Annotated in this window: 16 protein-coding genes; 4 read left to right on the top strand and 12 right to left on the bottom strand. The window is 65.1% G+C overall.

Features of this window, described 5'->3' with window-relative positions:
- Positions 1-9: 9 nt before the first annotated feature.
- The 6 genes from E8L22_RS14065 to E8L22_RS14090 form a co-directional block, all read right to left on the bottom strand.
- The gene (locus E8L22_RS14065) at positions 10-588 is read right to left on the bottom strand and encodes a Maf family nucleotide pyrophosphatase (protein ID WP_136525763.1); all 579 of its coding nucleotides are present in this window, start codon (positions 586-588) and stop codon (positions 10-12) included.
- A 127-nt stretch (positions 589-715) separates the two neighbouring features.
- Positions 716-916 carry a hypothetical protein gene (locus tag E8L22_RS14070; protein WP_136525764.1) on the bottom strand — a complete coding sequence of 67 codons (201 nt, stop codon included), beginning with the start codon at positions 914-916 and terminating at the stop codon, positions 716-718.
- Between the two features lie 43 nt (positions 917-959).
- Positions 960-2267: a methylenetetrahydrofolate--tRNA-(uracil(54)-C(5))-methyltransferase (FADH(2)-oxidizing) TrmFO gene (trmFO, locus tag E8L22_RS14075; protein WP_136525765.1), complete on the bottom strand. Its 1308-nt coding sequence runs from the start codon at positions 2265-2267 to the stop codon at positions 960-962.
- Positions 2268-2714: 447 nt separating this feature from the next.
- Positions 2715-5054 carry a type I DNA topoisomerase gene (topA, locus tag E8L22_RS14080; RefSeq protein ID WP_136525766.1) on the bottom strand — a complete coding sequence of 780 codons (2340 nt, stop codon included), beginning with the start codon at positions 5052-5054 and terminating at the stop codon, positions 2715-2717.
- Positions 5055-5079: 25 nt separating this feature from the next.
- Positions 5080-6159, bottom strand: coding sequence for a DNA-processing protein DprA (gene dprA / locus E8L22_RS14085; RefSeq protein ID WP_136525767.1), 1080 nt, complete (start codon positions 6157-6159; stop codon positions 5080-5082).
- Positions 6160-6178: 19 nt separating this feature from the next.
- Positions 6179-7180 (bottom strand): LysM peptidoglycan-binding domain-containing protein, encoded by a 1002-nt coding sequence (locus E8L22_RS14090; protein ID WP_136525768.1) that lies wholly within the window; start codon positions 7178-7180, stop codon positions 6179-6181.
- 440 nt (positions 7181-7620) lie between these two features.
- On the opposite strand from E8L22_RS14090, the gene E8L22_RS14095 reads away from it, so the two are divergent.
- A complete protein-coding gene (locus E8L22_RS14095) occupies positions 7621-8859 on the top strand; it encodes a peptidase U32 family protein (protein ID WP_342792918.1) in 1239 nt (412 codons plus the stop codon).
- Here E8L22_RS14095 and E8L22_RS14100 read toward each other — a convergent pair.
- Genes E8L22_RS14100 through E8L22_RS14120 form a run of 5 tightly spaced genes read right to left on the bottom strand, consistent with a single transcriptional unit; the run spans position 8856 to position 19903 of the window.
- Positions 8856-9800, bottom strand: coding sequence for a GGDEF domain-containing response regulator (locus tag E8L22_RS14100; protein WP_136525769.1), 945 nt, complete (start codon positions 9798-9800; stop codon positions 8856-8858). The two genes, E8L22_RS14095 and E8L22_RS14100, sit on opposite strands and share 4 nt — an antisense overlap.
- The gene (locus E8L22_RS14105; protein ID WP_136525770.1) at positions 9781-11649 is read right to left on the bottom strand and encodes a sensor histidine kinase; all 1869 of its coding nucleotides are present in this window, start codon (positions 11647-11649) and stop codon (positions 9781-9783) included. The genes E8L22_RS14100 and E8L22_RS14105 overlap by 20 nt, the downstream gene beginning before the upstream one ends.
- Positions 11646-12884 carry a hypothetical protein gene (locus E8L22_RS14110; RefSeq protein WP_136525771.1) on the bottom strand — a complete coding sequence of 413 codons (1239 nt, stop codon included), beginning with the start codon at positions 12882-12884 and terminating at the stop codon, positions 11646-11648. The genes E8L22_RS14105 and E8L22_RS14110 overlap by 4 nt, the downstream gene beginning before the upstream one ends.
- Positions 12881-18658 (bottom strand): OmpA family protein, encoded by a 5778-nt coding sequence (locus E8L22_RS14115; protein WP_246044647.1) that lies wholly within the window; start codon positions 18656-18658, stop codon positions 12881-12883. The genes E8L22_RS14110 and E8L22_RS14115 overlap by 4 nt, the downstream gene beginning before the upstream one ends.
- A 33-nt stretch (positions 18659-18691) precedes the next feature.
- A complete protein-coding gene (locus tag E8L22_RS14120; protein ID WP_246044648.1) occupies positions 18692-19903 on the bottom strand; it encodes a COG1470 family protein in 1212 nt (403 codons plus the stop codon).
- 214 nt (positions 19904-20117) lie between these two features.
- Between E8L22_RS14120 and E8L22_RS14125 the strand changes: the two genes are divergently transcribed.
- Together E8L22_RS14125 and E8L22_RS14130 are read left to right on the top strand one after the other, a co-directional pair.
- On the top strand, positions 20118-20357 hold the full coding sequence (locus tag E8L22_RS14125) for a DUF4911 domain-containing protein (RefSeq protein ID WP_129126343.1): 240 nt from the start codon (positions 20118-20120) through the stop codon (positions 20355-20357).
- On the top strand, positions 20342-21724 hold the full coding sequence (locus tag E8L22_RS14130; RefSeq protein WP_136525773.1) for a TldD/PmbA family protein: 1383 nt from the start codon (positions 20342-20344) through the stop codon (positions 21722-21724). The genes E8L22_RS14125 and E8L22_RS14130 overlap by 16 nt, the downstream gene beginning before the upstream one ends.
- Before the next feature lie 39 nt (positions 21725-21763).
- Here E8L22_RS14130 and E8L22_RS14135 read toward each other — a convergent pair whose 3' ends face one another.
- Positions 21764-23284, bottom strand: a complete 1521-nt coding sequence (locus E8L22_RS14135; protein ID WP_246044649.1) for a C13 family peptidase — start codon at positions 23282-23284, stop codon at positions 21764-21766.
- A gap of 174 nt (positions 23285-23458) precedes the next feature.
- Between E8L22_RS14135 and E8L22_RS14140 the strand changes: the two genes are divergently transcribed.
- Positions 23459-24811 carry a class II 3-deoxy-7-phosphoheptulonate synthase gene (locus E8L22_RS14140; RefSeq protein WP_136525774.1) on the top strand — a complete coding sequence of 451 codons (1353 nt, stop codon included), beginning with the start codon at positions 23459-23461 and terminating at the stop codon, positions 24809-24811.
- Positions 24812-24836: the final 25 nt, after the last annotated feature.

Genomic DNA, 24836 nt, shown 5'->3' on the forward strand with positions numbered 1-24836 from the left:
GCACCCTCCTTACTGCGGCAACGCGCCCATTACCCTCAACTTTTCCACCACCTCGCAAAGCGGCAGCCCGACCACGTTGGTGTAGGAGCCGTCGATCTTTTGCACCATGTGGGCCGCGCCACCCTGGATGGCGTAGGCGCCCGCCTTGTCGAAGGGGCAGCCGGTGGCGATGTAGGCCTCGATCTCCTCGTCGCGCAGCGGCTTGAAGTAGACCTTGGTGCGCACCGCCTCGACGACGGCGCCGTCGCGCTCACGGTCGTAGATGGCGAAGCCGGTGACCACCTCGTGCGGCACGCCGGAGAGTTTCTTCAACATGCGGAAGGCGTCGTCGTGGTCTTTCGGTTTACCCATGATCTCGCCGTCGCAAAGGACGATGGTGTCGGCGCCGAGAAAGAAGCGACCGTCGGTCTTTTCCGATGCGGCGCGGGCCTTTCCTTCGGCCAGACGCAGCACGTGGTCCACCGGTTCCTCGCCCGGAAGCGGGTCCTCGCAGATGTCGGCCGGGAGAACACGGAAGTTGATGCCTGCGGATTCGAGCAATTCGCTGCGCCTCGGGGAGGCGGAGGCGAGCACTATGGGCTGGTTCATATCGGTACTCCTTGCAATTTACATCGGACTATTAAGCGGGGGGATCAAGGCAAATCCCCCCTGTCCCCCCTTCGCAAAGGGGGGGACGCTGGGGCCTATGCAGTGCTCCTTGGCAGCTGTGCTCTGGTTATTCGCCTTTACGGCGGCGGCAGAGGCGGTAGACCAGAACGACCAGGAGGACGGCGGCGGCGCCTAAGGCGGTTCTCTTATGGCTGCCGGTGACTAGACCGTAGACGAGGGAGGCGACACCCATCACGAAGACCAGGGCCTCGAGCGACAAGAGCCTGCCGACCACGCTTATTTCCTGACTCTCCTTGTTTCCCGTCATGGCACCCTCCCCATCCCTCGCGGCGGCTAGGCTAGCACGACAGCTAAACCGTCACTTCGGGAAGCCATTTCTCCAACGCCTCGAGCCCGCGCTGGGCCAGAAGGCCACGTTTCTCTTTCTTCTTTATGCGCCCGATGAGGGGCGGGAAAAGCCCGTAGTTCACGTTCATGGGCTGGAAATGCTCGGCTTCGGTGTTGGTTATGTGCCGGGCCAGGGCGCCTATGGCTGTTTCGGCGGGTGGGACGAGAAGCGTCTCTCCCAAAACCAGGCGCGCGGCGTTGACACCGGCCACGAAACCGCTCGAGGCGGACTCGACGTACCCTTCCACGCCGGTGATCTGCCCGGCGAAGAGGATCCTTGAATCCTCCTTCAACTGGCAGGTGGGGAGCAGAAGTTTCGGCGCGTTGATGAAGGTGTTGCGGTGCATGGAGCCAAGACGCAGGAACTGCGCGTTCTCGAGCCCCGGAATCATGCGGAAGATCCGTTTCTGCTCAGGCCAGGTGAGCTTGGTCTGGAAGCCGACCAGGTTGTACATGGTGGCCTCCATGTTCTCCTGGCGCAGTTGGATCACGGCGTAGGGCTCGACGCCGACGCGCGGGTCGACGAGCCCCACCGGCTTCATGGGGCCAAAGCGCAGCGTCTCGACGCCGCGGCTCGCCATCTCCTCGATCGGCATGCATCCTTCGAAGTGCACCACCTTTTCGAAGCTCTTAGGCTCCACCTTCCCGGCGGCGAGGATCTCCCGGACGAAGTTTTTGTACTGCTCCTCGTCCATGGGGCAGTTCAGGTAGTCGTCACCGTCCCCCTTGCCGTAGCGCGAGGCGCGGAAGGCCTTGTCGTAGTCGATGGAATCGGCGGCGACGATGGGGGCGATGGCGTCGTAGAAGTAGAGGTAGTCACCGGTGAGGCGGCCGATCTCTTCGGCGAGCGCACCGCTGGTAAGCGGTCCCGAGGCGACGATGACGATCCCTTCTTCCGGGATGCGGGTGATCTCCTCGTGCACCACCTCGATGTTCGGGTGGGACTCGATCTTTCTGGTCACGTACTCGGAGAAGAGCGTGCGGTCGACGGCGAGGGCGCCGCCGGCGGGGACCTTGGTCGCCTCGGCGCCTTCCATGAAGAGGGTGTGCAGTCGACGCATTTCCTCCTTCAAAAGGCCCACCGCGTTCTCGAGGGCGTCGCCGCGGAGCGAGTTGGAGCAGACCAGTTCGGAGAGGCCCGGGAGGTGGTGTGCCTCGGAATACTTGTGCGGTTTCATCTCGTAGAGGCGGACCTTAACCCCACGAATCGCCGCCTGCCACGCCGCCTCACAACCGGCGAGACCGCCGCCTATTACCGTTACATGCTGCATTCAATTCTCCTAAAACCTTAAAAGCTTCAACGCAAAGACGCAAAGCCGCCAAGTCGCAAAGAAAACTTCAGATGGAAACTGCAAAACCAAAGTCTAAAGGCCTGGAAGGGCTTCGGGGTTAACCCGTTTTTCCCCTCGCGTCTCCGCGCCTTTGCGTCTTTGCGTTAATGCCTTTTGCTTCTGAAGGGTTTCCGCTCCAAAATCAAAGCGGGCTTAAAAGCTTAAAAGCTTCAACGCAAAGACGCAAAGCCGCCAAGTCGCAAAGAAAACTTCAGATGGAAACTGCAAAACCAAAGTCCAAAGGCTTGGAAGGGCTTCGGGGTTAACCCGTTTTTCCCCTCGCGTCTCCGCGCCTTTGCGTCTTTGCGTTAATGCCTTTTGCTTCTGAAAATCAAAGCGGGGCCCGAAGACCCCGCACGAAAAACACACTGTTACCGACTCCCGCCCCTACTCCTTGTTGCTCTGGTAGTCGCACCCTTCCTTGGGACACTTAAGGAACTCGCCGGTACGCTTGTACACCTTCTTCACCAGAAGCGGGAAACCACACTTAGGACAGGGCTTTTGCACCGGCAGATCCCACAACGCGAACTTGCACTCGGGATACCGGTTGCACGAGTAGAAAAGCTTCCCGAAACGGGACTTCTTCTCGATCAGTTCTCCCTTGCCGCAGGCGGTGCAGGTGATGCCGGTCCCCTTGGGCTTCACCAGGGGCTGGATGTTCTTGCAGTTCGGATACGCGGAGCAGGCGAGGTACTTACCGAAACGCCCTTCCTTGATCAGCATCTTGCTGCCGCACTTGTCGCAGACTTCGTCGGAGACGACCGGCTCGGCCACCTCTCCGGTCTCCTTGTCGAGACGACGGATGTAACGGCACTCGGGGTACCCGCTGCAGGCGAAGAACTTGCCGAACTTGCCGAGCTTCACGACGAGGGGCTTCCCGCACTCGGGGCAGACCTCGTCGGTCGCCTCGGTGGTCAGGTCGGACTTGCTCACCTCTCCTTCTTTCAGCTTCAGAAGGTTGATGAACGGACCCCAGAACTCGTGCAGAAGCGGTCGCCACTGCTTCTCGCCGCGCGATACCATGTCGAGCTCTTCCTCGAGGTTTGCGGTGAAGTTGTAGTCGACGTACTGGTTGAAGTGGTTGGTCAAAAGATCCGAGACCACCATCCCGACGTCCTCGGGGAAGAAGCGCTTCTTGTCCAGGCGCGCGTACTTCCTCTCGGTGAGCGTGTTCATGATGGAGGCGTAGGTGGACGGACGCCCGATGCCGTACTCCTCCAGGGTCTTCACCAGGGTCGCCTCGGTGTAGCGCGGCGGCGGCTGTGTGAAGTGACGCTCGGGGAGCAGGTCGTTCAGCTTCAGGATGTCCCCCTCGGCCATCGGCGGGAGCATCCCTTCCTTCTCCTTGTCCTCCGCCTCGTCGTCCACACCCTCGATGTAGAGCTTCATGAAGCCGGCGAAGCGGATCACGGTGCCGGCAACGCGGAAACGGAAACCTGGCCCCGCGGTGATCTCGACGGAGGTCTGGTCGAGGAGCGCCTCGGCCATCTGGCAGGCAACGGTCCTCTTCCAGATCAGGTCGTAGAGCTTGAACTGGTCCGAGGTGAGGAACTTCTTCAGCTCGATCGGGGTCTTGGAGATGTAGGTCGGACGAACCGCCTCGTGGGCCTCCTGGGCGTTCTTCGACTTGTTCTTGAAGAAGCGCGGTTTCTCGAGGGCGTACTCCTTGCCGTAGAGCGAGGTGATGACGCTCTTCGCCTCTTCGAGCGCCACGTTGGAGAGCGCCACGGAGTCGGTACGCATGTAGGTGATGAGACCCATGTGCCCGTCGCCGATGTCGATACCCTCGTAGAGCTTTTGGGCGGTGGACATGGTCTTCTTCGCGGAGAAGCCTAGCTTTCGAGCCGCCTCCTGCTGCAGGGTGGAGGTGGTGAACGGCGGCGACGGGGAGCGTTTCCTCTCGCTCTTGGTGACCTTGTCGACCCGGTATTCGGGGTCAACCGGTTTTTGCACCACGAGCGGCACACCCTTCTCGTCACCCTCCAGGAGCGGGAACTGGCGCCCCCCCAGAAGCCCGAAGAGCCGGAAGGCGGCGTCGCGGTCGGGGATGTCGAACTTGGAGAGCTTCTTCCCTTCCGCCTCGACCAGCGCCGCGGTCAACCCCTGCTTCTTAGCGGTCTCGAGCTTCGCGCCGATGGTCCAGTACTCCTGCTCCTTGAAGGCCTGGATCTCCTTCTCGCGCTCGCAGATGAGCCTGAGTGCCACGGACTGGACGCGTCCGGCGGAGAGGCCGTAGCGGATCTTCTTCCAGAGAAACGGGGAGAGGGTGAAGCCGACCAGGTAGTCGAGGATGGAGCGGGCCTGCTGGGCGTCGACCAGTTCGAGCGCGATATCGCGCGGGTTTTGCACCGCGTGCACGATGGCGTCCTTCGTAATCTCGTGGAAGACGACGCGCTTGATCTCGAAGGGGGGCTTCTTCTTGCCGTCGAGCCCGAGAGCCGCCAGCAGGTGCCAGGAGATGGCCTCTCCCTCGCGGTCGGGGTCTGTTGCAAGCAGGAGCGCGGAGATACCCTTCATCTCCTTCTTGATGGCATCGATGTGCTTCTTGCTTTCGGGAAGCACGGCGTACTTCGGCTCGAAGTCGTGCTCCACGTCCACCGACCCCTGCTTGCTCGGGAGGGCGCGCACGTGACCGAAGGAGGCGAGCACCTTGTACTCGGGGCCTAGGAATTTTTCTATGGTCTTCGCCTTTGCGGGCGACTCGACGATGACGAGATTTTGAGACATGTAACCACCTGGTAACGGTAATGGTTCAGACCGGCGTGAAACGCTTGCCGGGGAGCTGGGTTATCACTCCCTTCACTTCCAAGCGCAGTAAGGTAGCGGAAACCTCGCCGGCTGTCAACGCGCTCTGCGCGATGAGTTCGTCGATCTCCAGCACCCCCTGGCAGATGAGGGCGTAGAGTTCGGCCTCCTGCGGGGTGAGCGGGAACGACGGGGGCTTTCCTTTGGGATGGGTGAAGCGGGGCTCGATGGAGAGTTCTTCGAGGATATCCTCCACCTGCTGCACCAGCTTCGCCCCCTCCTTGATCAGGGCATTGGCGCCGCGGCTGCCGTTCGCGGTGACGTTGCCCGGTACCGCGAACACCTCGCGCCCCTGCTCGAGCGCGTAGCGTGCCGTGATGAGCGATCCGCTCGCCTCCCCCGCCTCGACCACCACCACGCCGCGCGACAGGGCGCTTATGATGCGGTTGCGGCTCGGGAAGTGCTCGGCCAATGGCTCGCTCCCCATCGGGAACTCGGTGATGACCGCCCCGCTCTCGCAAAGGGTGCGGTACAGGACGTCGTTCTCCGGGGGATAGATCACGTCTATGCCGCAGCCAAGGACGGCGACGCTTCTTCCGCCCGCCTTGAGGGCTCCCCAGTGGGCCGCGGTATCGATGCCGCGCGCCATGCCGGAGACCACCGTGATCCCCTGCCCGGCCAGTTCCCGCGCCAAAAGCGTTGCGGTGCTCTGCCCGTAATGCGAGGCGCGCCTGGAACCGACCACGGCTACCGCGGTCTCGCTGCCGTCCAGCTCCCCCATCACATAGAGGTAAGGGGGCGGGTCCGGGATCTCCATCAAAAGGCGCGGGTAGCGCCCGGAGAGGATGTCCACCACCTGCGCCTTCTGCGCGGAAACCTTCTCGCACTCCGCCTGGGCAAATGAGGCGTAATCGTGCTCGGCGATGGATGCGGCCGCGGCGGCACTCACACCCTTCACGGCGACAAGCTCGCGGTACGGCGCCTTGAGCGCCGCCTCGGGCGAGCCGAAGTGCGCGAGGAGCCGCAGGAAGGTGACGTTTCCCACCAGGGGGACCGATTTCAGGGCGAACCAGTAGTAGTGATCCATGGGGTCACCCCCTTTGGCGTCACCTGCTCTTTTTCATCTCCACGCGGTCGCCGCGGTACACGGTGTCCACGCTCTTAACGATCACGGCGGTGGAGCTGTTCATCCCGGTGGAAACCACCACCAAGGCGCCGACAACCTCGACCGGGAGCTTGTCTATCTTCACCTGGGTGTAGCGCTGGTCGGGGACCACGTCGCGCACGATGTAGAGCATGTTGCCGGGCTGCACCCCTTGCGCCTTGCCAAGGTCGAGGAACACCACGTCGTTCACGGCGAGGGCCTGGTTCCCGGTCTGGGTCTGCACGATGTAGCCGGTGAGGTCGCGGTCGGCGGCTCTAAGCGGCACGGTCAGCTTGCGCTCCTGGTACGGCATCAGGAAGGAGCCGGCGCTGATCTCCAGGAACGATCTGGTGACGATCGCCTTGGAGGCCTTCTCCTCGACCTCGGAGAGCTGCAACTCGCCAAGCGGCATCACCTGCTGGCCGAGGATCACGTTGGTGATCGGGTGGCTCACCGGGCCGATCTTCTTGTAGATGAGGAAGCGGTCGCCGGGGTTGCCGCCGTTTACCCGCCCGATATCGGTATAGACGATGTCGTCGGCACCGACCATCTCGCGGTTCTGGTAGAGGGAGATAACGATGCCGGAGGGCTTCATCCCGTTCTCGATGAGAAAGCCTTCGCTGCCGTTCACCGCGAAGGTCGCCGCCTGGGGCTCCTCACGCGGCTCCTGGGGCTTGGGCTGCTCAGCCTTGGGAAGCGCCGGGAAGGGCTCGATCTCGATGCGGTCGGAGTAGATGCGCACCTTCTGCCCCGGGTAGATGAAATGCGGGTTGCCGACGGTCTGGTTGTTCGCCCAGAGGTTCGGCCAGTAGTAGGGATCTCTCAGGAAGCGCTGCGACAGCCCCCAGAGGGTGTCGCCGGGGACGATGGTGTAGATGGTGGGTTGTTCCTGCGCCGCCGCAAAGGGTGCGGTGGTGGTGAGGCAAATGAAGAGCAGTGCCGCCAGACCAAGGTATTTTCTCATAGGCTCCTTTTAGGGGCGTGAACACCCCACCCTCCTCCTCGGGCACGCGCGCCGCGAGGTCTTTGCAAATTAATACAACGGCTTCATGACAACAGGCGGTACAGGACGGCCGAATCATTCATTAGTACTTTGCCGTCTTGGAAAGGGTAACGCGACCGGGGCGGACCGGTAAAACCGCGATGAGAGCGGATCGGCAAGAGTGCCGTTTCCCGGCCCGAAGTCTGAGAGCCGAGAAAAATTTAACATAATTAAAGCGTTTTGCCTCGTAATGTCAAGGATAAAGACCTTTTGGGGGGTTCATTATCGCCGCGCTCTATGCTACGTTGTCCCGGTGCAGGACCGGCGCCGAGGCCGGCAGCCTCACAGATCCACAGGCAGCTACGGTTACGGGAGTGAAGGTGACGCAAGAAGAACTGGGTAAGGTGACGTTGCAGAAGAAGATGCAAGGCCACAGGACGGCTGGTGGGAGGATGAAGCCCGAGCTCCTCGCTCCGGCGGGGAACATGGAGAAGCTGAAGGTGGCGATCCGCTACGGCGCGGACGCGGTGTACCTCGGGGGAAAGGCCTTTGGTCTCAGAAACCTCGCGGGGAACTTCACCGGAGAGGAGCTCGAGGCGGGGGTGGCCTACGCGCACACGCAAGGCGTCAAGGTGTACCTCACCGTGAACGCCTTCGCCGACAACGCCGATCTGCCGGAGCTCGAGCACTACCTGGACGAGGTCGCCCACATCCCCTTTGACGCGTTCATCGCCGCCGACCCCGGCGTCGTGGCACTCATCGCCGAGCGCCATCCCGGACGCGACATCCATCTCTCCACCCAGGCCAATACGACCAACTGGCGCTCCGCGCGCTTCTGGCAGTCCCAGGGGGTGACCCGGGTGAACCTCGCCCGCGAGATGTCCCTCGAGGAGATCGCCGAGACGGCCAGGCGCTGCGACATCGAGCTCGAGGTCTTCGTCCACGGCGCCATGTGCATCTCTTATTCGGGGCGTTGCCTCCTTTCGAGCGCCATGACCGGGCGCGACGCCAACAAGGGGGAATGCACCCAGCCCTGCCGCTGGAACTATTCCATCGTCGAGGAGACCCGCCCGGGCGAGTACTTCCCGATCCACGAGGACGAAAGCGGCACCTTCATCTTCAACTCGAAGGACCTCTGCCTGATCGAGCACCTCCCGGCGCTCGTGGAGAGCGGGGTGCACTCGCTGAAGATCGAGGGGCGCATGAAGGGGATCTACTACGCGGCGAGCGTGATACGGATCTACCGGGAGGCGCTGGACCGCTACTGGGAGGACCCGGAGGGTTACCGGTTGGAGCCGCACTGGCTCGAGGAGCTCGCCAAGGTGAGCCACCGCGGCTACACCACCGGCTTTCTCTTCGGCAAGCCGCGCGACGTCGACCACGAGTACCTCTCCTGCTACGTGAGAAACTACGAGTTCGTGGCGCTCGTCGAAGAGGGCCTCTCCGAAGGAACGCAGGTGCTCGTGAGAAACCGCCTGAAGGTTGGCGACGTCCTCGAGCTGATCGGCCAGGGGGCGAGCTTCACCCGCTTCACCCTGACCGGGATGCGGGACCTGGAGGGGACGCCGCTCAGCGTCGCGCACGCGAACCAGCGCGTGGTCCTCGAAGGGGTGGCCGGCGCAGGAGAGTTCGACCTGATCCGGCGCGAGAAGATCGACTAGCCTCCCACCACCCTGTTGCGCCCTTCGTTCTTCGCCCGGTACAAAAGCTGATCGGCGCAGGACAAAAGCGCCGCCGCATCGGCGCCGTCATCGGGGAACCCGGCGACGCCGATGCTCACCGTCACCCGCCCGAGCGGCTGGGTCTCCCCCCCTGCAAAGGGGTGCTCGGCCACCCGGCTGCGCAGATCCTCCGCGACGTTCAAGGCAAGCTCCTTGCCGGTCTCCGGAAGCAAAAGGACGAACTCCTCGCCGCCGTAGCGCGCCGCCAGGTCGCACGCCCGCGTGTTCGCGGTCAGCAAACCGGCGAGCCCCTTTAGGAGACGGTCCCCCTCGGGGTGGCCGTGGGTGTCGTTGTAATGCTTGAAGTGGTCCACGTCGAAGAAGATGAGGGAGCAGCGCTTGTCGTAGCGTTTCGAGCGCGCCACCTCCTGGGCCAGCGACTCCTGGAAGTAGCGGTGGTTGTAGAGCGAGGTGAGGCCGTCGCGCACCGCCATCTCCTTCAAGGCCCGGTTCGCCTCCTGGAGTTCCTCGTTGGCGCGGGTCAGCTGTTCCAGGAGCTCCCGGTTCTGCGCCACGAGGCGCGCCTTCTCCGCCGCGCGCCCCGCCACAGCGGAGATGAGGTCCAGGCTCTCGAACGGCTTCACCAGGTAATCGTAGGCACCGGCGCGCAACGCCGTGATGGCGGAATCCAGCGAGGCGTGACTCGTCATGATCACCACCTGGGTGTCCGGGTTGTGCTCCTTGATCCTGGTCAAAAGCTCGATGCCGCTCATCCCCCCCATCCGGATGTCGGTGATCACCAACTGGTGCGAACCGGACCGGAACACCTCCAAAGCCTCCTCGCCGCTCGCCGCCTCGGATACCTTGAAGCCGTCGGCGGTCAGCACCTGGGACACCACGCTCCTCAGGGTCTCCTCGTCGTCAACAACCAGCAGATGCATGTCCGTCCTCCTCTGACCTCGCGGGAAGGGTGATGATGAAGGTCGTACCCACACCCTCCTCGCTTTCCAGGCGGATATCACCGCCGTGATCCTTCACGATGCCGTAACTCACCGAGAGCCCGAGACCGGTCCCCTGCCCGGCGGGCTTCGTGGTGAAGAAGGGATCGAAGATCTTTTCCCTGATCTTAGGCGGGATGCCGGGGCCGTCGTCGGCCACCCGGACCTCGACCCCGCCCGCGTCCAGGCGTTTCGCGCTCAGGCGCACGGTGCCGGCCGCCCCACCCATCGCCTGCTGCGCGTTGATCATCAGGTTCATGAGCACCTGCTGCAGCTGGTTCGCGTTGCCGCGGCAAAGAGGGAGCCCCTCCTCCACCTCCTTTTCCACCTTCACGCTGTTGATCCCCAACTGGTGGTCCACGATGGCGAGGGCGTCGCTCAATACGAGGGCGATGTCCACGGCTGAGAACTCGACCTGCTCCTGGCGCGCGAACTTAAGTAGGTTCTCGATGATGGTCTTGCAGCGCTTGGTCTCCTTCTCGATGATGTGCAGGTTCTTCTCCAGCGGGTGCCCGCTCTCCACCCCGCGCAGCGAGAGCTGCGTGATGCCGAGGATGCCGGCGAGCGGGTTTTTCACCTCGTGGGCGATCCCGGCGCCGAGCGCACCGAAGGCCGCCATCTTCTCCGACTGCACGAGCTGCCCGTAAAGCTCCTTGAGCGCCTGCTCGCGCTGTTTGAGCTCGGTCGCCATCCGGTTGAAGGAGTCGCCGAGCGCGCCGATCTCGTCGCCGGAGGAGGCCGGCACCTCCACCTCGAAGCGCCCCTGCCCCACCATGCGCGTAGCCTCGGAGAGCTTTTCGATGGGGCGGGTGAGATGGTGCGACCAGAACTGGCTCAAAACCGCGGCCCCCACGAGCAGGGCCAGGGAGAGGACGAGGAGGTCCAGTAGCAGCGCGCGCGAGGTGAGAAAGGCGGCGCTCTTCTTGATCTGCACCCCTACGGTGAGCCCCCCGGTCATGGTGCGGGAGAAACCTCCCACGATGGCGGCACCCCGGCTTTCATACTCGCGGGTAAGCCCGGAGACGCGGCTCGCCTTTTTCACCCAGGGCCACCACTCCCCTTCCGGAACGCTCCCGACGCGCCCTGTCTCCGCGTGGGCTAGGAAGCGGCCGGAAGCGTCGACGACGAAGGTATCGAAGACCCTGGAGCGGGTGGCGATGCGTTGCAGCCGATCGAGCCGGATCACCGCGGAGGTGAGCACAGGCTCGGCCCCGTCTGCCGCAGGTTCGGCGATGGTCACCTTCATGGCTTGAAAGGCAGGAGAGACCGCGGCGAACTCAACGAGCGGCTCCCCTCCGGTCACCGGATCGATCCCGGGATCGCGGGGAGAAACGGCAGCCTCTTTCCCTTGGCTCCCTGATGAACCGTTTGCCGTGGCGGCGGGAGAAGGGGCCAATACGCGCAGCAAATCCTCCCGGGTCACCCCGACGGCATCGAGGGCCGCCTGGTCGTAGACGTCCTCGTCACCATCGGGGGCGTTGCGGGTCACCATGACGAACTCGCCGAACTCCTCGAAGAGCCCCTTGAGCGCCTGTTCGCGCCCCCCCATCTCCCGGTCCGACATGAGGCGCGAAAAGAGCTTCAGCTTCTCGGTGTACCCGGTCACCAGGGTCCCCGCCTCCTCGGCGCTGTGCAGCGCCATGGTCGAGGTGAGGTCGTGGATGTAGGCGGTCTTGTCCTTTTGGAACAGGGTCGCCATGGTGAAGGTGATCAGGCTCAGCACCACGGAGACGACGAGGAGCTGCGAGAGCAGGATCTTGAACCTGAGCGGGAACTTCAGTCTGGTATTCATTGCACCTCCTCCCCTGTCTGTTTGCCGTACACGACCCGAGAGGCGTAGCTCGCGTTGCCGGTCTCATCCACCGCCTCGACCCGAATCAGGTTCACCCCGGCTTTCAGCATGAGTTCGTGGCTGAAGGCGCCGGTCGGGGCGGTCCGTGCGTCCGCACCGTTCACGTAGACGCGCGAGCCGGGGCGGGAAGTCCCGGTAAGGCGGAAGGCCCCGACCGTGGCGCTTTGCGGCGGGAAGTCGACGGCAAGCGGCGGCGCTTCGGTCTCCTGCAGGAGACGGCAGCTCCCGGGCCTGCTGAAACGCCCCTCGCGCCCCTCCTCGATACGGCTCACCCTCCAGTAGTAGTTCCCGGCGTCCAGGGTGCCTGCGGTCACCTCGGGTGCTGTCACCTTGAGGTCCATGACGGGCCTCTTGAAGCCGGGCTCCCTGGAGAGCTGGAAGTGGTACAGGGCGCTGCCGCCGGTCCAGTTGAAGTGGACCCTCGGGGGAAGCATCCGGAACCGGTATATGAGCTCGTCGTTTTTGAGCGCGGGGGGCGAGGGTAGCGGCGACGCCGGACCGGCAGCGACGCCGCGCCGCAGCGTAATGCCGAAGTTCGCCGGAACACGCACCGGGCCGTCCTCTCCCTCCACGTGCAGCTGTCCCGAGTAGACGACAAGGCTCGTCGCGTCGTCGCCCAAGGGGGTAAAACGGAAACGGGACGAGCCGGGCCGCACCCGCGCCAGGTGCCCCACGGCCGCCACCTCCATGCGCACCTTCTTCGAGGCGGAGAGGCACCCCTGCAGCTCCCCTTCCACGTGCACCCGGTAGGCCCGCGCGGCGCCGCCCATCCCGTCATTCAGGCGGGTGACGACGAGCATGGAGTTGCTTCCCAAAGTGAGGTAGTCGCCGGGGGTGAAGGAGATGGTGGCCCCGGAGCGGTCGAAGGTCTGCACCGCGTCGTGGTTGAAAAGGAGCATCCCTTCCCGGGCGTCCCCCCACGCCACCGAATCGCCGCGCCGACAGCGCACGTCCCGCACCAGGGTGGTGAGGGCCGCCTCGGCGCTCCTCGCCCCACCCTGTCGCGGCGCGGGCCGCCCAGAGTCCCCCACGAGTTCGCGCAGCGGCGTGCCGGAAGGGAAGACGGCGTAGAGAAGGAGTATGAAGAGCCAGAAGAGCGCGAGCACGAGGAGAAGCGCCGCGCCGGTCTCGGCGGCTAACGTTGCCCATTTACGGAGACGGGAACCGGTGCTCACTTTTTCACCTCCTCGCGAAGCATCTCCTTCGCGGAGCGCAGGCGCAGGTTCAAAAGCTTCGAGCACCCCGACCCGTTTCTGAGCACGACCCCCATGACGCGATCGCCGCTGCGTACCGGCAGTTCGAGGGCGAAGGAGCCCGATCGATCGACCGGAACCTGAGCTCCGTCCACCTCGAGCCGTTCACCTGCGCCGACGGCACCCAGAAGGCGGCACCCGACGGCGCCGTCCGGACCGACGCTCACCCCGGAGGCGGAGCTCCCGAAGGGAACGACGACGGGACCGGCGGGGTGCGCGAGGGTGAGAGCCGGAAGCGGCAGCGCGGTGGCGAGGTAGCGCCCTTGGGCATCCCCCATCTCGATCTGCAGCCGCTCGGTGGCACCGGGGAGCGAGGTCTCGAAGCGCCCGAAGCCGTCCACGGGGAGGTCGCGCCCGTTGATCACCGCGAAGGGGCGGGTGCGGTAGCGGTCGTCCGGCGCCACTTCCTTCACCTGCCGGAAGTCCCCCTTCAGCTCGACGCGGCGGTTAAGCCTGCGGCCGGGGGTGGTCGTGTTGTCGGCCACCGGGCGCGACTTGCCGTACCAGCGCCTTAAAAGCCGCTGCGGGTCGATCCCTTCCACCCGGACCAGGTAATCCGCAGCGGAGTCGCACCGCTTGCGCGAGAGTTCGACGTTGTAGGGGGCGCTGCCGATGCCGTCGGTGTGTCCCTCGACGATCACCTTCTCGCGCGGGCGCTCGCGCAGCACGCGCGCCGCGCCGCTTAGGAGCCTTTTCGCCTCGGGGGTGAGCGCCCACTTGTCGAATACGAAAGCGCCGCCGGCAAGGGTGAGGAGCACCGCCTCGCTGCGGTTCACCCCGAAGAGCTCGCGGCCGGTCCTGAAGACGGAGCCGTCCCGGTAGGTGACCTGGAGCTGCCCCTGGTAGATCTCCCCCTCGACCACCTCCTTGCGGTCGGTCTCCCCGTCCCACGCGACGCGCGGCGGCGGAGCGCCGATCCCGGTGAAGGCGCGCAGCACCTCCCCTTCCCGGTTCATCATGACGAGGTGCCACGAGGCGACCTCGTCCGCCGCTTCCACGGTCATCAGCAGCCCGAGCGGCACGGCGAACTTGCCGCCTTTTAGTTCCAGCGAGGCTAGGCGCTCGCGGGTGAGGGTGACCGCGGTGGAGGGAAGGCGCGCCGGCGAGCCGTTCACGAGCAGGGTGAAAAGCTCCGCGCTCCCGGAAACGGCAAGAGGCTCGTCGATCCGCTCCAGGGTGACCAGCATGGCGGGGATGATTTTCGGCTCGGGCACCGGCACCGGTTGCAACGCGACCGGTTCGGGTGCCGGGGGCGGGGGCGGAAGCTGCGTAACGCGGGCCTCGGCGCTCTCGAACATATCCTCGTCGAACTTCACCTTGATCCCGACGAAGGGGCCCTGCCCCTGGTAGCTCTCGCCGGTCAGGTCGCGGTCGTCCAGGCGCGCGTAGTTGTACCCCGCGGAGAGGACCACGTTACGGTAGACCCGGTAGCCGGCGCTCCCGACCGCGCCCAGGGAGTGCATCCCGGCGTCGTACTGGTTCAAGAGCTTCAGGTAGGCGGAGAGCTCCCAGCGCTCGGCGAGGTCGTAGGAGAGACCGGCGAGGATGAGGTCTGTGTAGGTGTCGAGCCGCCCTCCGGTCCCCTCGGACCAGCTAAGTTTCCCGGCGTATTTCCCCTGGGCGGTCCACCGGCTCACCAGACGATAGGTGGGCTCGGCGGAAAGGATGAGGCTGCGGTTGTCCGGGGCGCCGCTCAGGGTGCCGCGTTTCTCGACCTTGTAACGCAGGAGGGTGAGGAGCTGCCACGGATTGCCGCCGGGGGGGCGGAAGGCGCCACCTATATAGCTGTCGACGACGAGGTCGTTCCCTTGGTCGGCGTCGCGGTCCCAGAGGGAGGCCTTGCCGACCAGGGTGAGCGCGGGGCTCACCTTGAAGGCGGCATAGGCGCCGTAAAGGGAAGCGGTCTCCTCGGGGCCGGTCCGGATCTCGTAGCGGCCGGTCAGCTTCACATCCTTTGCGCGCAGGTATTCGCCCGCCATGGTGAAGGCGGTACGGGTGCCGTTGTTGCCCTGCACCGTCTGCACCCTTTCGAAGGTGGAGTTGACGAAGAGCCCCTGCGCCAGGCGGTAGCGGCTGTTCAGGCCGAGGATCGCTTGTCCGCGCTCCCCGGAGAGGGAGTTCTCGACCTGGTAGCCGGTGCGCGAGTCGAGGCTGAAGCCTTCCTTCTCCATGAGCTTTGTGTGCAGGTCGACGTTTTCCTGCTCGGTGCTCCCGGCGACCCCGCTGGAGAGGCGGTAGCCGGTGGTGAGGCGCATCCGATCGTTAAGCGTGCTGTCGAGCCCGAAGACGGTGGCGTTGCGCACCAGGGGGGAGCCCTCCTGGTACTCCTCGGTCAAAAAGGCGCGGGTCCGTTCGTTCAGCCGGTAGTCGAGTTTCAGGAAGGTCTTCGTCTGGTACTCGGCGATGCTCGAGGAGGAGAGGAGCTGTTCGCGCCTGAGGGTCGCATCGAGCTTCGAGTTCAGGGGGGCCTTGATCCCGGCCCAGACGAGGTCGGAGGAGCCTTCCTTGCCGTCGATATCCTCGCGGATGATTTTCACCCCCGCGTCCGCGTCCAGGAGGGAGAACCTGCGCGAGGCGCCGATCTCGTTGCCGAAGAGCCTGCGGTCGCGCAACTCATCGCGCTGCACGAAGCTCTCCGCGTAAAGGCGCGTGTTGGGCGCGGCGCGGTAGTCCAGGCGAGCGCCGAACTTCTCGGTCCCGGTCTCGTTACCGCTCATGGAGGGGTTGAAGAAATCGGCTTCAACCTTCCGGTAATAAAGGGCAAGCGCAAGCGGCTCGACGGGGCGCAGGGTGAGGTCGGCCTTCCAGGCGCTTCCCCTTCCCTTGTCGAGGCTCTCGCTCACCGCCCCCTCACCTTTCAGGGAGAGCCACTCACCCAGGCGCCACCCCGCGTCGAGGCCGAAGAGGGTGGTGTCCTTCAGGGCGTGCTCCTCGACCACCGCGGTGCCCCCTAGGTAGGAGCCGTTCCCCGAGTCAAGAAGCGCACGGCCGCCGTAGACGTAGCGCTTCTCGCCTCCCCCTGAGGCCTGGTAGGTGACCACGATGGAGACCGGGTTAAGGTTCCGGTCCAGCGAGGGGACCGGCTCCTTGAAGAGGATGGTGCCGGCCAGGTAGTCGATCGAGTAGTCGGCGTAGCGGACCTTTTCCGTGATGGAGAGGACCCGTTCGGAGTGGTAGCGGTCGCGGACCTCGATGCGCACCCGCTCGCTGTTTTCGAAGACCGGCCTTTTGGAGAGGAGGTAATGGCCGGAGGTGCCGTTACCCGGGATGTCGTCGCGGGTGATGGTCTCCTCGGTACGGCTTTCGAACCCCTTCAGGGTGAGGTGATTGCGGTTCACCTCGAACTTCGCGCCGTTCAGGGCACGGTCGTAGCGGGAGAACTCGTTTTCGGAGAGGTCGGTGCGGTAGTCCCCCCCCATTACGTAGGAGCGTCCCGACTCGAGTTTGAGGTATAGCTTGCCGCGCGACTGCGCGTCGTAGCCGATGTCGGTCGCGTCGCCGTAGACCGGGTAGTATTTCTCCGGGTCGATGCTCTGGAAGACGCCGTCGCGCCGCTCCTTGTGCGAGTCGTAGGCGGCGGTGAGGAGGTATTTGTCGAGGAGCTTGCCGCGGGTAAAGAAGGCGAGGCGCTCTTGGTGAAAGAGCCCCGAGTCGAAGCGGTCGTCCTTGCCGATGTTGTCGAGGTTGCCGCTGGTCGCCTTGGCGCCGACGGTCGCGGTCCCGAGGCCGACGAGGATCCAGTCGCGCCGGTCGTTGGCGGCCAGGAGGGTAGCCGGGGTGTTGGCCGGTGTGTTAGCCGGGGTGGGGGCGGCCACAGTCGGACCAGTCGGACCAGTCGGACCAGTCGGACCGGTCTGACCGGTCGGACCGGGCGCCTGAGCTGCACCGGCCCCACCAGCCCCACCGGCACCGGCCCCACCAGCCCCAGCCCCAGCCCCAGCCCCAGCCCCAGCAGCCCCAGCAGCCCCAGCAGCCCCGGCAGTGCCGGCAGTGCCGGTCGGCACCAGCGCAAAATCTCCCCGCGCCGGGCCGCCGAAGGGGACCGTCACGAACTGGCTCCACCCCACCCCGGCAAAGGCTGTGTTGTAAGGGACCGACTTGAGCCCGGCCCCAAGGGTGCTCCGGTCGATCTTCAGCACGTGGTCGCCGGCGGATACGCCGGTGAAACTGTAGTTACCTTCGGCGTCGCTCCAGACGTACGAGCCGTCCTCCAGGTAGATGCGCACCCGGGGCTCTCCCGGCTCGCCGGGATCGGGGACGCCGTTGCCGTTATGGTCCCTGAAGATCCTTCCCAGAATCACCGCCTTGTCCCCGAGGATGGAGGGGCGCACTTTCACTGCGGCACTCGCCGGGGGTGAGACGCTGCTGCTCCCGGCGGCGGTCACGCCGGAGGCACGCGCCCAGTTAACACTCGTCCCCACCGGCACCTCGGCGGAAAGCACGAGCCGGTAGTTGAGGGTCTTCCCGGCTCCCGGGGCGAGCGAGCCGATGTCCCAGCTGAGCTGCTGCGAGGCACCGACCGGATCGCCGACGGAAAAACCATCGACATGGCTCGACCCCTTCAGGTACCGGAACCCCCTCGGTATCCGGTCGCTCACCGTCACGTGCTCCAGGGCCGCCGCGCCGACGTTTTCCACCCGCACCGCGTAGGCGACGATGTCTCCCGCCTCGGCTACGCTGCTCCCGGCCTGCTTCGCGACCAGCAGGGCGCGCGCGAGCACCGTGTTGAAGGTGCTGTTGGTGAGGGTCGGCGTGGGGTTGATGCTGCTGGTGACGCCGGCCGTGTTGACGATGGTGGCATTTCCCTGGGCGTCCAGGCGCACCACGGCGTCGAAGGCGAGCGCTCCGCTGAAACCGGCGGGAAGCTCGGTGACGTCGTAGATGAGCGAGCGGCTAACGGCATCGTAGCTCACCGTCCCGGAAAGGCCGGCGGGAAGAAGGGCGCTCCCCTCCTGGTAATCGAGGAGCGGATCGAGCGGGTCGATGACGCGCACTCCCGACACCGGCGCGGACCCTGCGTTGGCGAGCGTGATCCGGTAGGAAAGGAGCGTCCCGGGAAGGACGGCGCCCGCTGGGGTCACCGATTTCAGGAAGGAGAGCCCTCCCGGAAAGGGGACCTGCACCTGGTCGTTCGTACTGCTCGAGCGTGCGGAAACAGCGACCGAGGATGCGGTAACGAGGATGGCGGCGACCTTCCCTTCGCTCCCGGCAGGCGGCGTCACCCTGAGCACCAGGTCCACCGAGCCGCCGGCGGGAACCGGGCCGAGCACCTGGACTCCTTCGGGGTTGGCGGGAACGGGGGTCACTCCGTCGGGGAGGTAGAAGCGCAGCTTAGGGAGGGAAACCGTCTCCCCCCAGCTACCCTGGAGCGTCGCCTTCAACTGGAAGCTATCGGATAAATTCCCCTTGTTGGTGAGGGTGTGCAGGAAATCGACGGGGACGCCTGCCGGGGTGGTGGCGTTTCGGGGGGGTACCAGGTCCGGAGCGGCCAGGTCCTTCACCGTGATCACGGTCTGGTTGGAGCGCGCCTGCCGGGAGACCGGTGCCGCATAGCGGGTGCCGAAATCGTGGGTGATCACCGTGCCGGACGGGGTCAGCGCGAGAGAAACGCAAGGCAGGGCGAGCAGAAGCGTCAAGCCCGCAAGGCACGCCCGGATTGCCCCCCCTCCCATGTACCGCCATGCCGGGATCTTCATCGGTATCCCCGATCAATGCATTATTTAATTCATTTATTGGACCTGCGCCTTGAAGAATATGTACACCGTCCTGCCGGGGGCGATGCTTCCTCCCGCCGCATCCCCCGCCCCCTGGCCGAGCTGGGCCACGATGCCACCTTCCTGTATCCGGGCCGTGCCGCACTCGGCGGCGGCGCATGGGGTTCCATCCCCCGCTGGGGAGAGCGAGACGAAGAGGGTGTCGGCAGCGACGGAAAGCCCCGCCGGGATGGGGCTTTCCAGGTTCACTTTCGCTGCGGGGGCGGAGCCGCTGTTCGTGATCCCCATCCGGTACTGGATCTCGTCGCCGGGAATCGCCTCGGCGCTCGCCTCAAAGACGCCCCCCCTGGTGATGTTGCGCACCGCTTCGGCAAGACCTACGACCGGGGCGGCCGCACGGGTCCCCACCTGGTCGCTGCCGCTTGCCCCCTCGCCCGTTGCGGCAAGGAGGTGGTCGCAGCGCGCCCCGTCGCTGCCGGACTCGGGGACGGTGACCGCCAGAAAGAAACGGAAGGACGCACCGGGCGCCAGGGTCCCGGTGGTCGCGCAGATGCGCGTTTCACCAGCCTCGCGCACCCCGTCCCCGGCGACGCCCCCTCCCGCTCCGTCGTCGGCGAAGAGCTCCCCTTTCCACCCGCTCCCGCCGCTAACGGAAAGGACGAAGCTGTTCACCGTGTTGCCGACGTTGGTGACGATGTACGGGTAGTTCACCACGGTGCCGGGACCACCCACGCCATCCGGCGGGGCGGAAACGGTGACCGCGGCGGTCTGGCCGCAGGCGACGGTCTCGGTCTTCACCTGGTCCACGGCGAGCGCGTCGCCGGTGGAGACCGCAGTGAGGGGGACGCGGTAACTGGCACCCAGGGTGAAGAGAACCGGGGTCACCTGGACCACGAGCAGGGTTGAGCCTCCGGGAGGGAGCTCCGGCGTCAGGTAGCCGGCGCCGGAGATGGCGGCGGCGCGGTCCACCCCGCCGGGATCGGTGTAGCTGACCTTGAAGGCGCTTCCGCTGCCGGGCCCGGTAACGAGGAAGCGGTCCGGCCGGTCCCCCGCGTTCACGAGCAGCACGGCAAAACGCGCCGGGATTCCGGAGTAGGCGGCCTGCGACCGCGACTGCAGGGTCGCGCTCCCCTCGTAGATGCCTCCCCCCAGGTACGACGCATCGGACTCGCCCGCAAGCCGGACCATGAGGTCGGGCTGGTAGGCCGCGAAGGCCGTGTTTCCCATGAAGAGCAGGATAACGGGAACGTAACGAAGCCACGAAAGCAGTCGTATCAGAGGGTTACGGACGTTGCGGTATTTATTAATTTCAATTAATTTCATAACCATGAAAAAATAACAGAGGATCGGCGTGAGGCAACCGGGGAAAGAAAAATTGTCTTTTGTGCGTCCGGATGGTATGAACGAAGGCCGGGCGCGAAGGCGTCCGAGGGGGGAAAAGATGGAAACCGCAAGCCGTTACTACCAGTTGGCCAACCGCGACATCGTCTACATGAAGTACATCCTGGAGGCGCACGAGGGGCTCACCACCATGAGCACCGTCGACGGCAAGCGCGGCATCGTCCGCGTCAACTACCCGGTATGTTTCGCAGAAACGGTGGACGAGATGATGCGGGCCTTGGCCGGGGAGATCACGGTGACCGAGGTGACCGAGGAGGGTGAGCCATGCTCGAAGGGATAGACTGCGCGGCGCTTTTGAAACGCGCCCTCGCCGCCGGTGGTGAGTTCGCCGACATCTACTACGAGGACGGCGCCTACACAACGGTCGTCTGTGAGGACGGCAAGGTTGAGCGCGTGCTGGCCGCGGCGGACCGCGGCGTCGGCATCAGGGTCATCTCCGGCTTCTCCACCGCCTACGCCTACACGAACCAGCTCGACTACCGCTCGCTTTTGCAACTGGCCGAGACGGTGAGCCACGGCGTTCGCTCCGGACTCCCCGCCCCTGATTTCAACCTCTGCGCGCCGCGCCTCGCGCCGGGACAGGCCGTCTCGCTGCCGCCGGACCAGGTTGAGCTCGTGCGCAAGGTCGAGCTGGTGAACCGGGCCGACGTCGCCGCGCGCGGCTTCGATGCGCGCGTCCGCCAGGTGCTGGCGGTATACCGCGACTCCCGGGTGAAGACCCAGTCGGTGAACTCCCTCGGTGAGTTCCACGAGGACGACGCCTGCGCCTCCGTCTTCATGGTGCAGGTGGTGGCCCAGGACGGAAAAGAGACCCAGACCGGATACGAGCCGGTGGGTGGAAGCCGCGGCTTCGAGCTCTTCGACGCCATCTCGCCTGAGGAACTCGCGATCACGGCGGCAGGGCGCAGCGTGATGATGCTCGGCGCGCAGAAGTCCCCAGCCGGACGACTGCCGGTGGTTCTTTCCAGCGAGGCGGGGGGGACCATGGTGCACGAGGCGATCGGACACGGCCTCGAGGCGGACCTGGTGCAGGCAGGGACCTCGGTCTACCGCGGTCGCGTGGGGCAAAAGGTCGCCTCCGAGCTCATCACCGTAATCGACGATGCCACCATCCCCTACGCACGCGGCACCTTCGGCTTCGACGGCGAAGGGACGGCAGCGCAGCGCACCATCCTGGTGGAAGACGGGGTCCTCAAGGGTTATCTCTACGACCGGCTCTCCGCGATGAAGGAGGGATGCGCCTCCACCGGCAACGGGCGGCGCGAGTCGTACCGCTGCCGTCCCATCGTGCGCATGACCAACACCCTCATCGCACCGGGCAAGAGCGATCCGGCTGACATAGTTAAAAGCGTATCCAAGGGGCTCTTCGTCAAACGGATGGGGGGCGGTCAGGTGAACACGGTGAACGGCGACTTCGTCTTCGAGGTGTCGGAAGGTTACCTGGTGGAAAACGGTGTGATAGGGGAACCGGTGCGCGGGGCGACGCTGGCGGGTAACGGCCCGGAGGTACTCGGGCAGATCGCGATGGTGGGGAACGACCTCGGTTTCGGCATCGGCACCTGCGGCAAGGACGGCCAGGGGGTACCGGTCGCCGACGCGCAACCCACCCTCCTCATCCCGGCCATCACCGTCGGCGGCGCGCGCTAACGCCGCCGTCGCGGCCGGACCTTTAGTCTCCGACCTCTCCTACCTCGAGCCGCCCCCTCTATGCTCGAGTTCCTTTTGCAGCCTCTCCAGAACCGGCAGGACCCGGTCGCCGATCCATATCTGCGGGTTCGACGGGGTCTCCCCCCTCTCCTCTTCCCACTTTCCGATGGTCTCACGGCTTTTCTCGAAGGCCTTGGTGAAGCTGAAGGTCTCCTTCAGCGCTTGGCCGACGAAGGCCTCACCGAACCAGGTGAAGTTCTCCCCGAAGCCGCAACCAAACGACTCGTGCGTCGCGTCCGACGCGGTGATGACGAGGCTCCCCGCGTCCCTGAGCGGCTCGACGAAGCCCCCCGAGAAGCAGGCGGAAACGACGACCACCTTGTAACGGATGCCGGATTTGACGAGCAGCCGTTTGAGGAGTTCCGGGGTGACCTGCTTCAGCTCAAGGGGGGCGTTGCTGACGGCGAGCTCGTGGTCCCGCGAGCCGTGCGAGCTGAGGTAAAGGAAAAGGACGTCCTCGTCGCGGTTCATCACCTCGCCCACCCGCGCGAGGGCACGCTCCAGGTTCCCGACCGTGGCGAAGGGAAGCGCGGTAGCACTCTGCGGGTTGTTCACCAGGAGCACCGATCGTCCGGCCGTGCCGAAACGGCCGTCGAAGGTCTGCCGAGCAACGGTCAGCTCCTTCAGGAAAACGTCCTGCGAGGCGTCGCCGGCAAAGCCCACGAAGTAAAGGTCGGTGACGCCGGGGCGGCCGTGCCGCAAGCGTGAAAGCTCACCCTCCAGAAGCCTTTGCTGGGCGCTCAGCACCTCGTCATCGATGGTGAGCGCGCCGCTCTCGTTCCCACCCTCGCCGCTTGCCCAGAGGTCGCCGCGCTGGAAAAACCATAAAGGGGTCGCCACAAGGGCGAGAAACAGCAAAGCGATCCCGACACGGCGTGAAAGGTTGCGTGCTTTAAGGCGCAGGAGAAAAACGAGCGACGCCGCGGCCCACCACCCGAAGAAGCGGTAGTAATGCGGGGCGGAGAGGTAATCGGAGAGGACTTCGAAGCGCCGCCACTGCGCGAGCCACTCGAGTGCGCCGTGGCAGAACTCAACCGGGATGCTGAAAGCGACCAGCGCCGCCGCGAGGGGGACGACCCCGGACCTGGGCGCTAGAAGCCGCTGTGCCGCGACCCCGAAGAGGAGAAAGAGCGGCAGGTAGAAGAGGAAGTACGGCAGCGAGTTCGAGTAGAAACTGCCGCCGCGCCCGACGAGCAGGAAGGAGACCAGCAGGTTGAAGGCTAAGTCGGCCAAAACCAGCATGACCAGGTTGGCGGGGAGGGTGCTGAGCGTCTCCAGTTCGCTGCGCAGAAAGAGCACGCCGCGCACCCCGTCCAGGAGGTCGCGGCCGAGCTGCAGGAAAAGTGCGCGACGCGGCGCAGGCTCCGGGCGCAGCGGGAGGCCGGTCTCCTCCGCCCCGCAGGCGGTCGCCGTGGCGTCCTCGGCCGGGGCGTCGGGACGGTCCGTTTCCGTTATAGGTGCTGCTTCGGGCGCCTTATGCATGTCAGGTTCATTGGGCATGGTCGAGCATCATATCATGAAGACACAGCTTTGGAAGAGTGTTTAAGCTGGCTTTACTTGATTTTATTAACTTTTTTGTTTTTCAATCGCTTCAATCCTGCTACCATTGCCGTCGGCCTGTACGTATAACCGCGCCGGGCAACCACTTCCCACAGCTTTAGCGAGGTTTCCACCATGACGATCAACAAATGGTCCAAGTCGAGCTGGCGTTCCTTTCCCGCCAAGCAGCAGCCGGTATGGCCGGGAGAAGCGGCGCTGGACGACACGCTGAAGACGCTGTCCCAGCTCCCGCCGCTGGTTTTCGCCGGGGAGTGCCAGACCCTCCGGGCGGGGCTCGCCGAAGCGGTCGAGGGGAAGGCGTTCGTGCTGCAGTGCGGAGACTGCGCCGAGGACTTTTCGCGCTGCACCGGGCCGGACATAAGGGAGCTTCTGAAGGTCATCCTGCAGATGGCGGTCGTCGTCGCCTACGCGGGGGAGAAGCGCGTCCTCAAGATCGGGAGGATGGCGGGACAGTACGCGAAGCCCCGTTCTTCCGACACGGAGCTCGTGGACGGTGTGGAACTCCCAAGCTACCGCGGCGACATGGTGAACCTCCCTGACGCGACGCTGGAGGCAAGGACACCCGACCCGCGCCGCATGCTGGAAGGCTACTACCGCGCCGCGGCGACCCTCAACCTGGTCCGCTCCTTCACCCTGGGTGGCTACGCCGCCCTGGACCGCGTGCAGGCGTGGCACCGCGCCTCGCTTGACGCCCTTCCCGCCGGGCAGAAGTACGAGGACCTGGTGCGCCAGATCTGGAAGACCATCAACTTCATGACCGCGATCGGCCTCGACCCGCAGCACACCCCGCAGTTGAACCAGGTCACCCTGTACACCTCGCACGAGGCGCTCCTGCTCGATTACGAAGAGGCGCTCACCCGCATGGATTCCACCACCGGCGGCTGGTACGACTGCAGCGGGCACATGCTCTGGATCGGCGACCGCACCCGGCAGTTGGATGGGGCGCACGTCGAGTTCCTGCGCGGCGTGAAAAATCCGCTCGGCATGAAGATCGGCCCGAACTACGACATCGACAACATCAAGGCGATCGTGGAGCGGCTGAACCCTGAGAACGAGGCGGGGCGCCTGACCCTGATCACCCGTTTCGGGGCCGATAAGGTTTCCGGTTACCTCCCGAAGCTTTTGCGCGAGATGCAGCGCGAGGGGTACAAGGTGGTCTGGAGCTGCGACCCGATGCACGGCAACACCTACCAGAACGAGTTCGGGCAGAAGTCGAGGAAGTTCGAGGACATTATCCGGGAGATCAAGACCTTCTGGGAGATCCACAAGTCCGAGGGGACCGTGGCTGGGGGGGTACACCTGGAGCTCACCGGCGACCACGTCACCGAGTGCACCGGCGGCAGCCGTCAGCTCCTCGACAAGCACCTGCACCAGAACTACCAGACCAACTGCGATCCGCGCCTGAACGCGGAGCAGAGCGTCGAGCTCGCCTTCGAGCTCGCCGAGATGCTGCACCCCTGCAAATAGCGCGATCCCGGAGAGGGGGTACGGT

The organism is Geomonas ferrireducens (assembly GCF_004917065.1).
Classification (GTDB): Bacteria; Desulfobacterota; Desulfuromonadia; order Geobacterales; family Geobacteraceae; genus Geomonas; species Geomonas ferrireducens.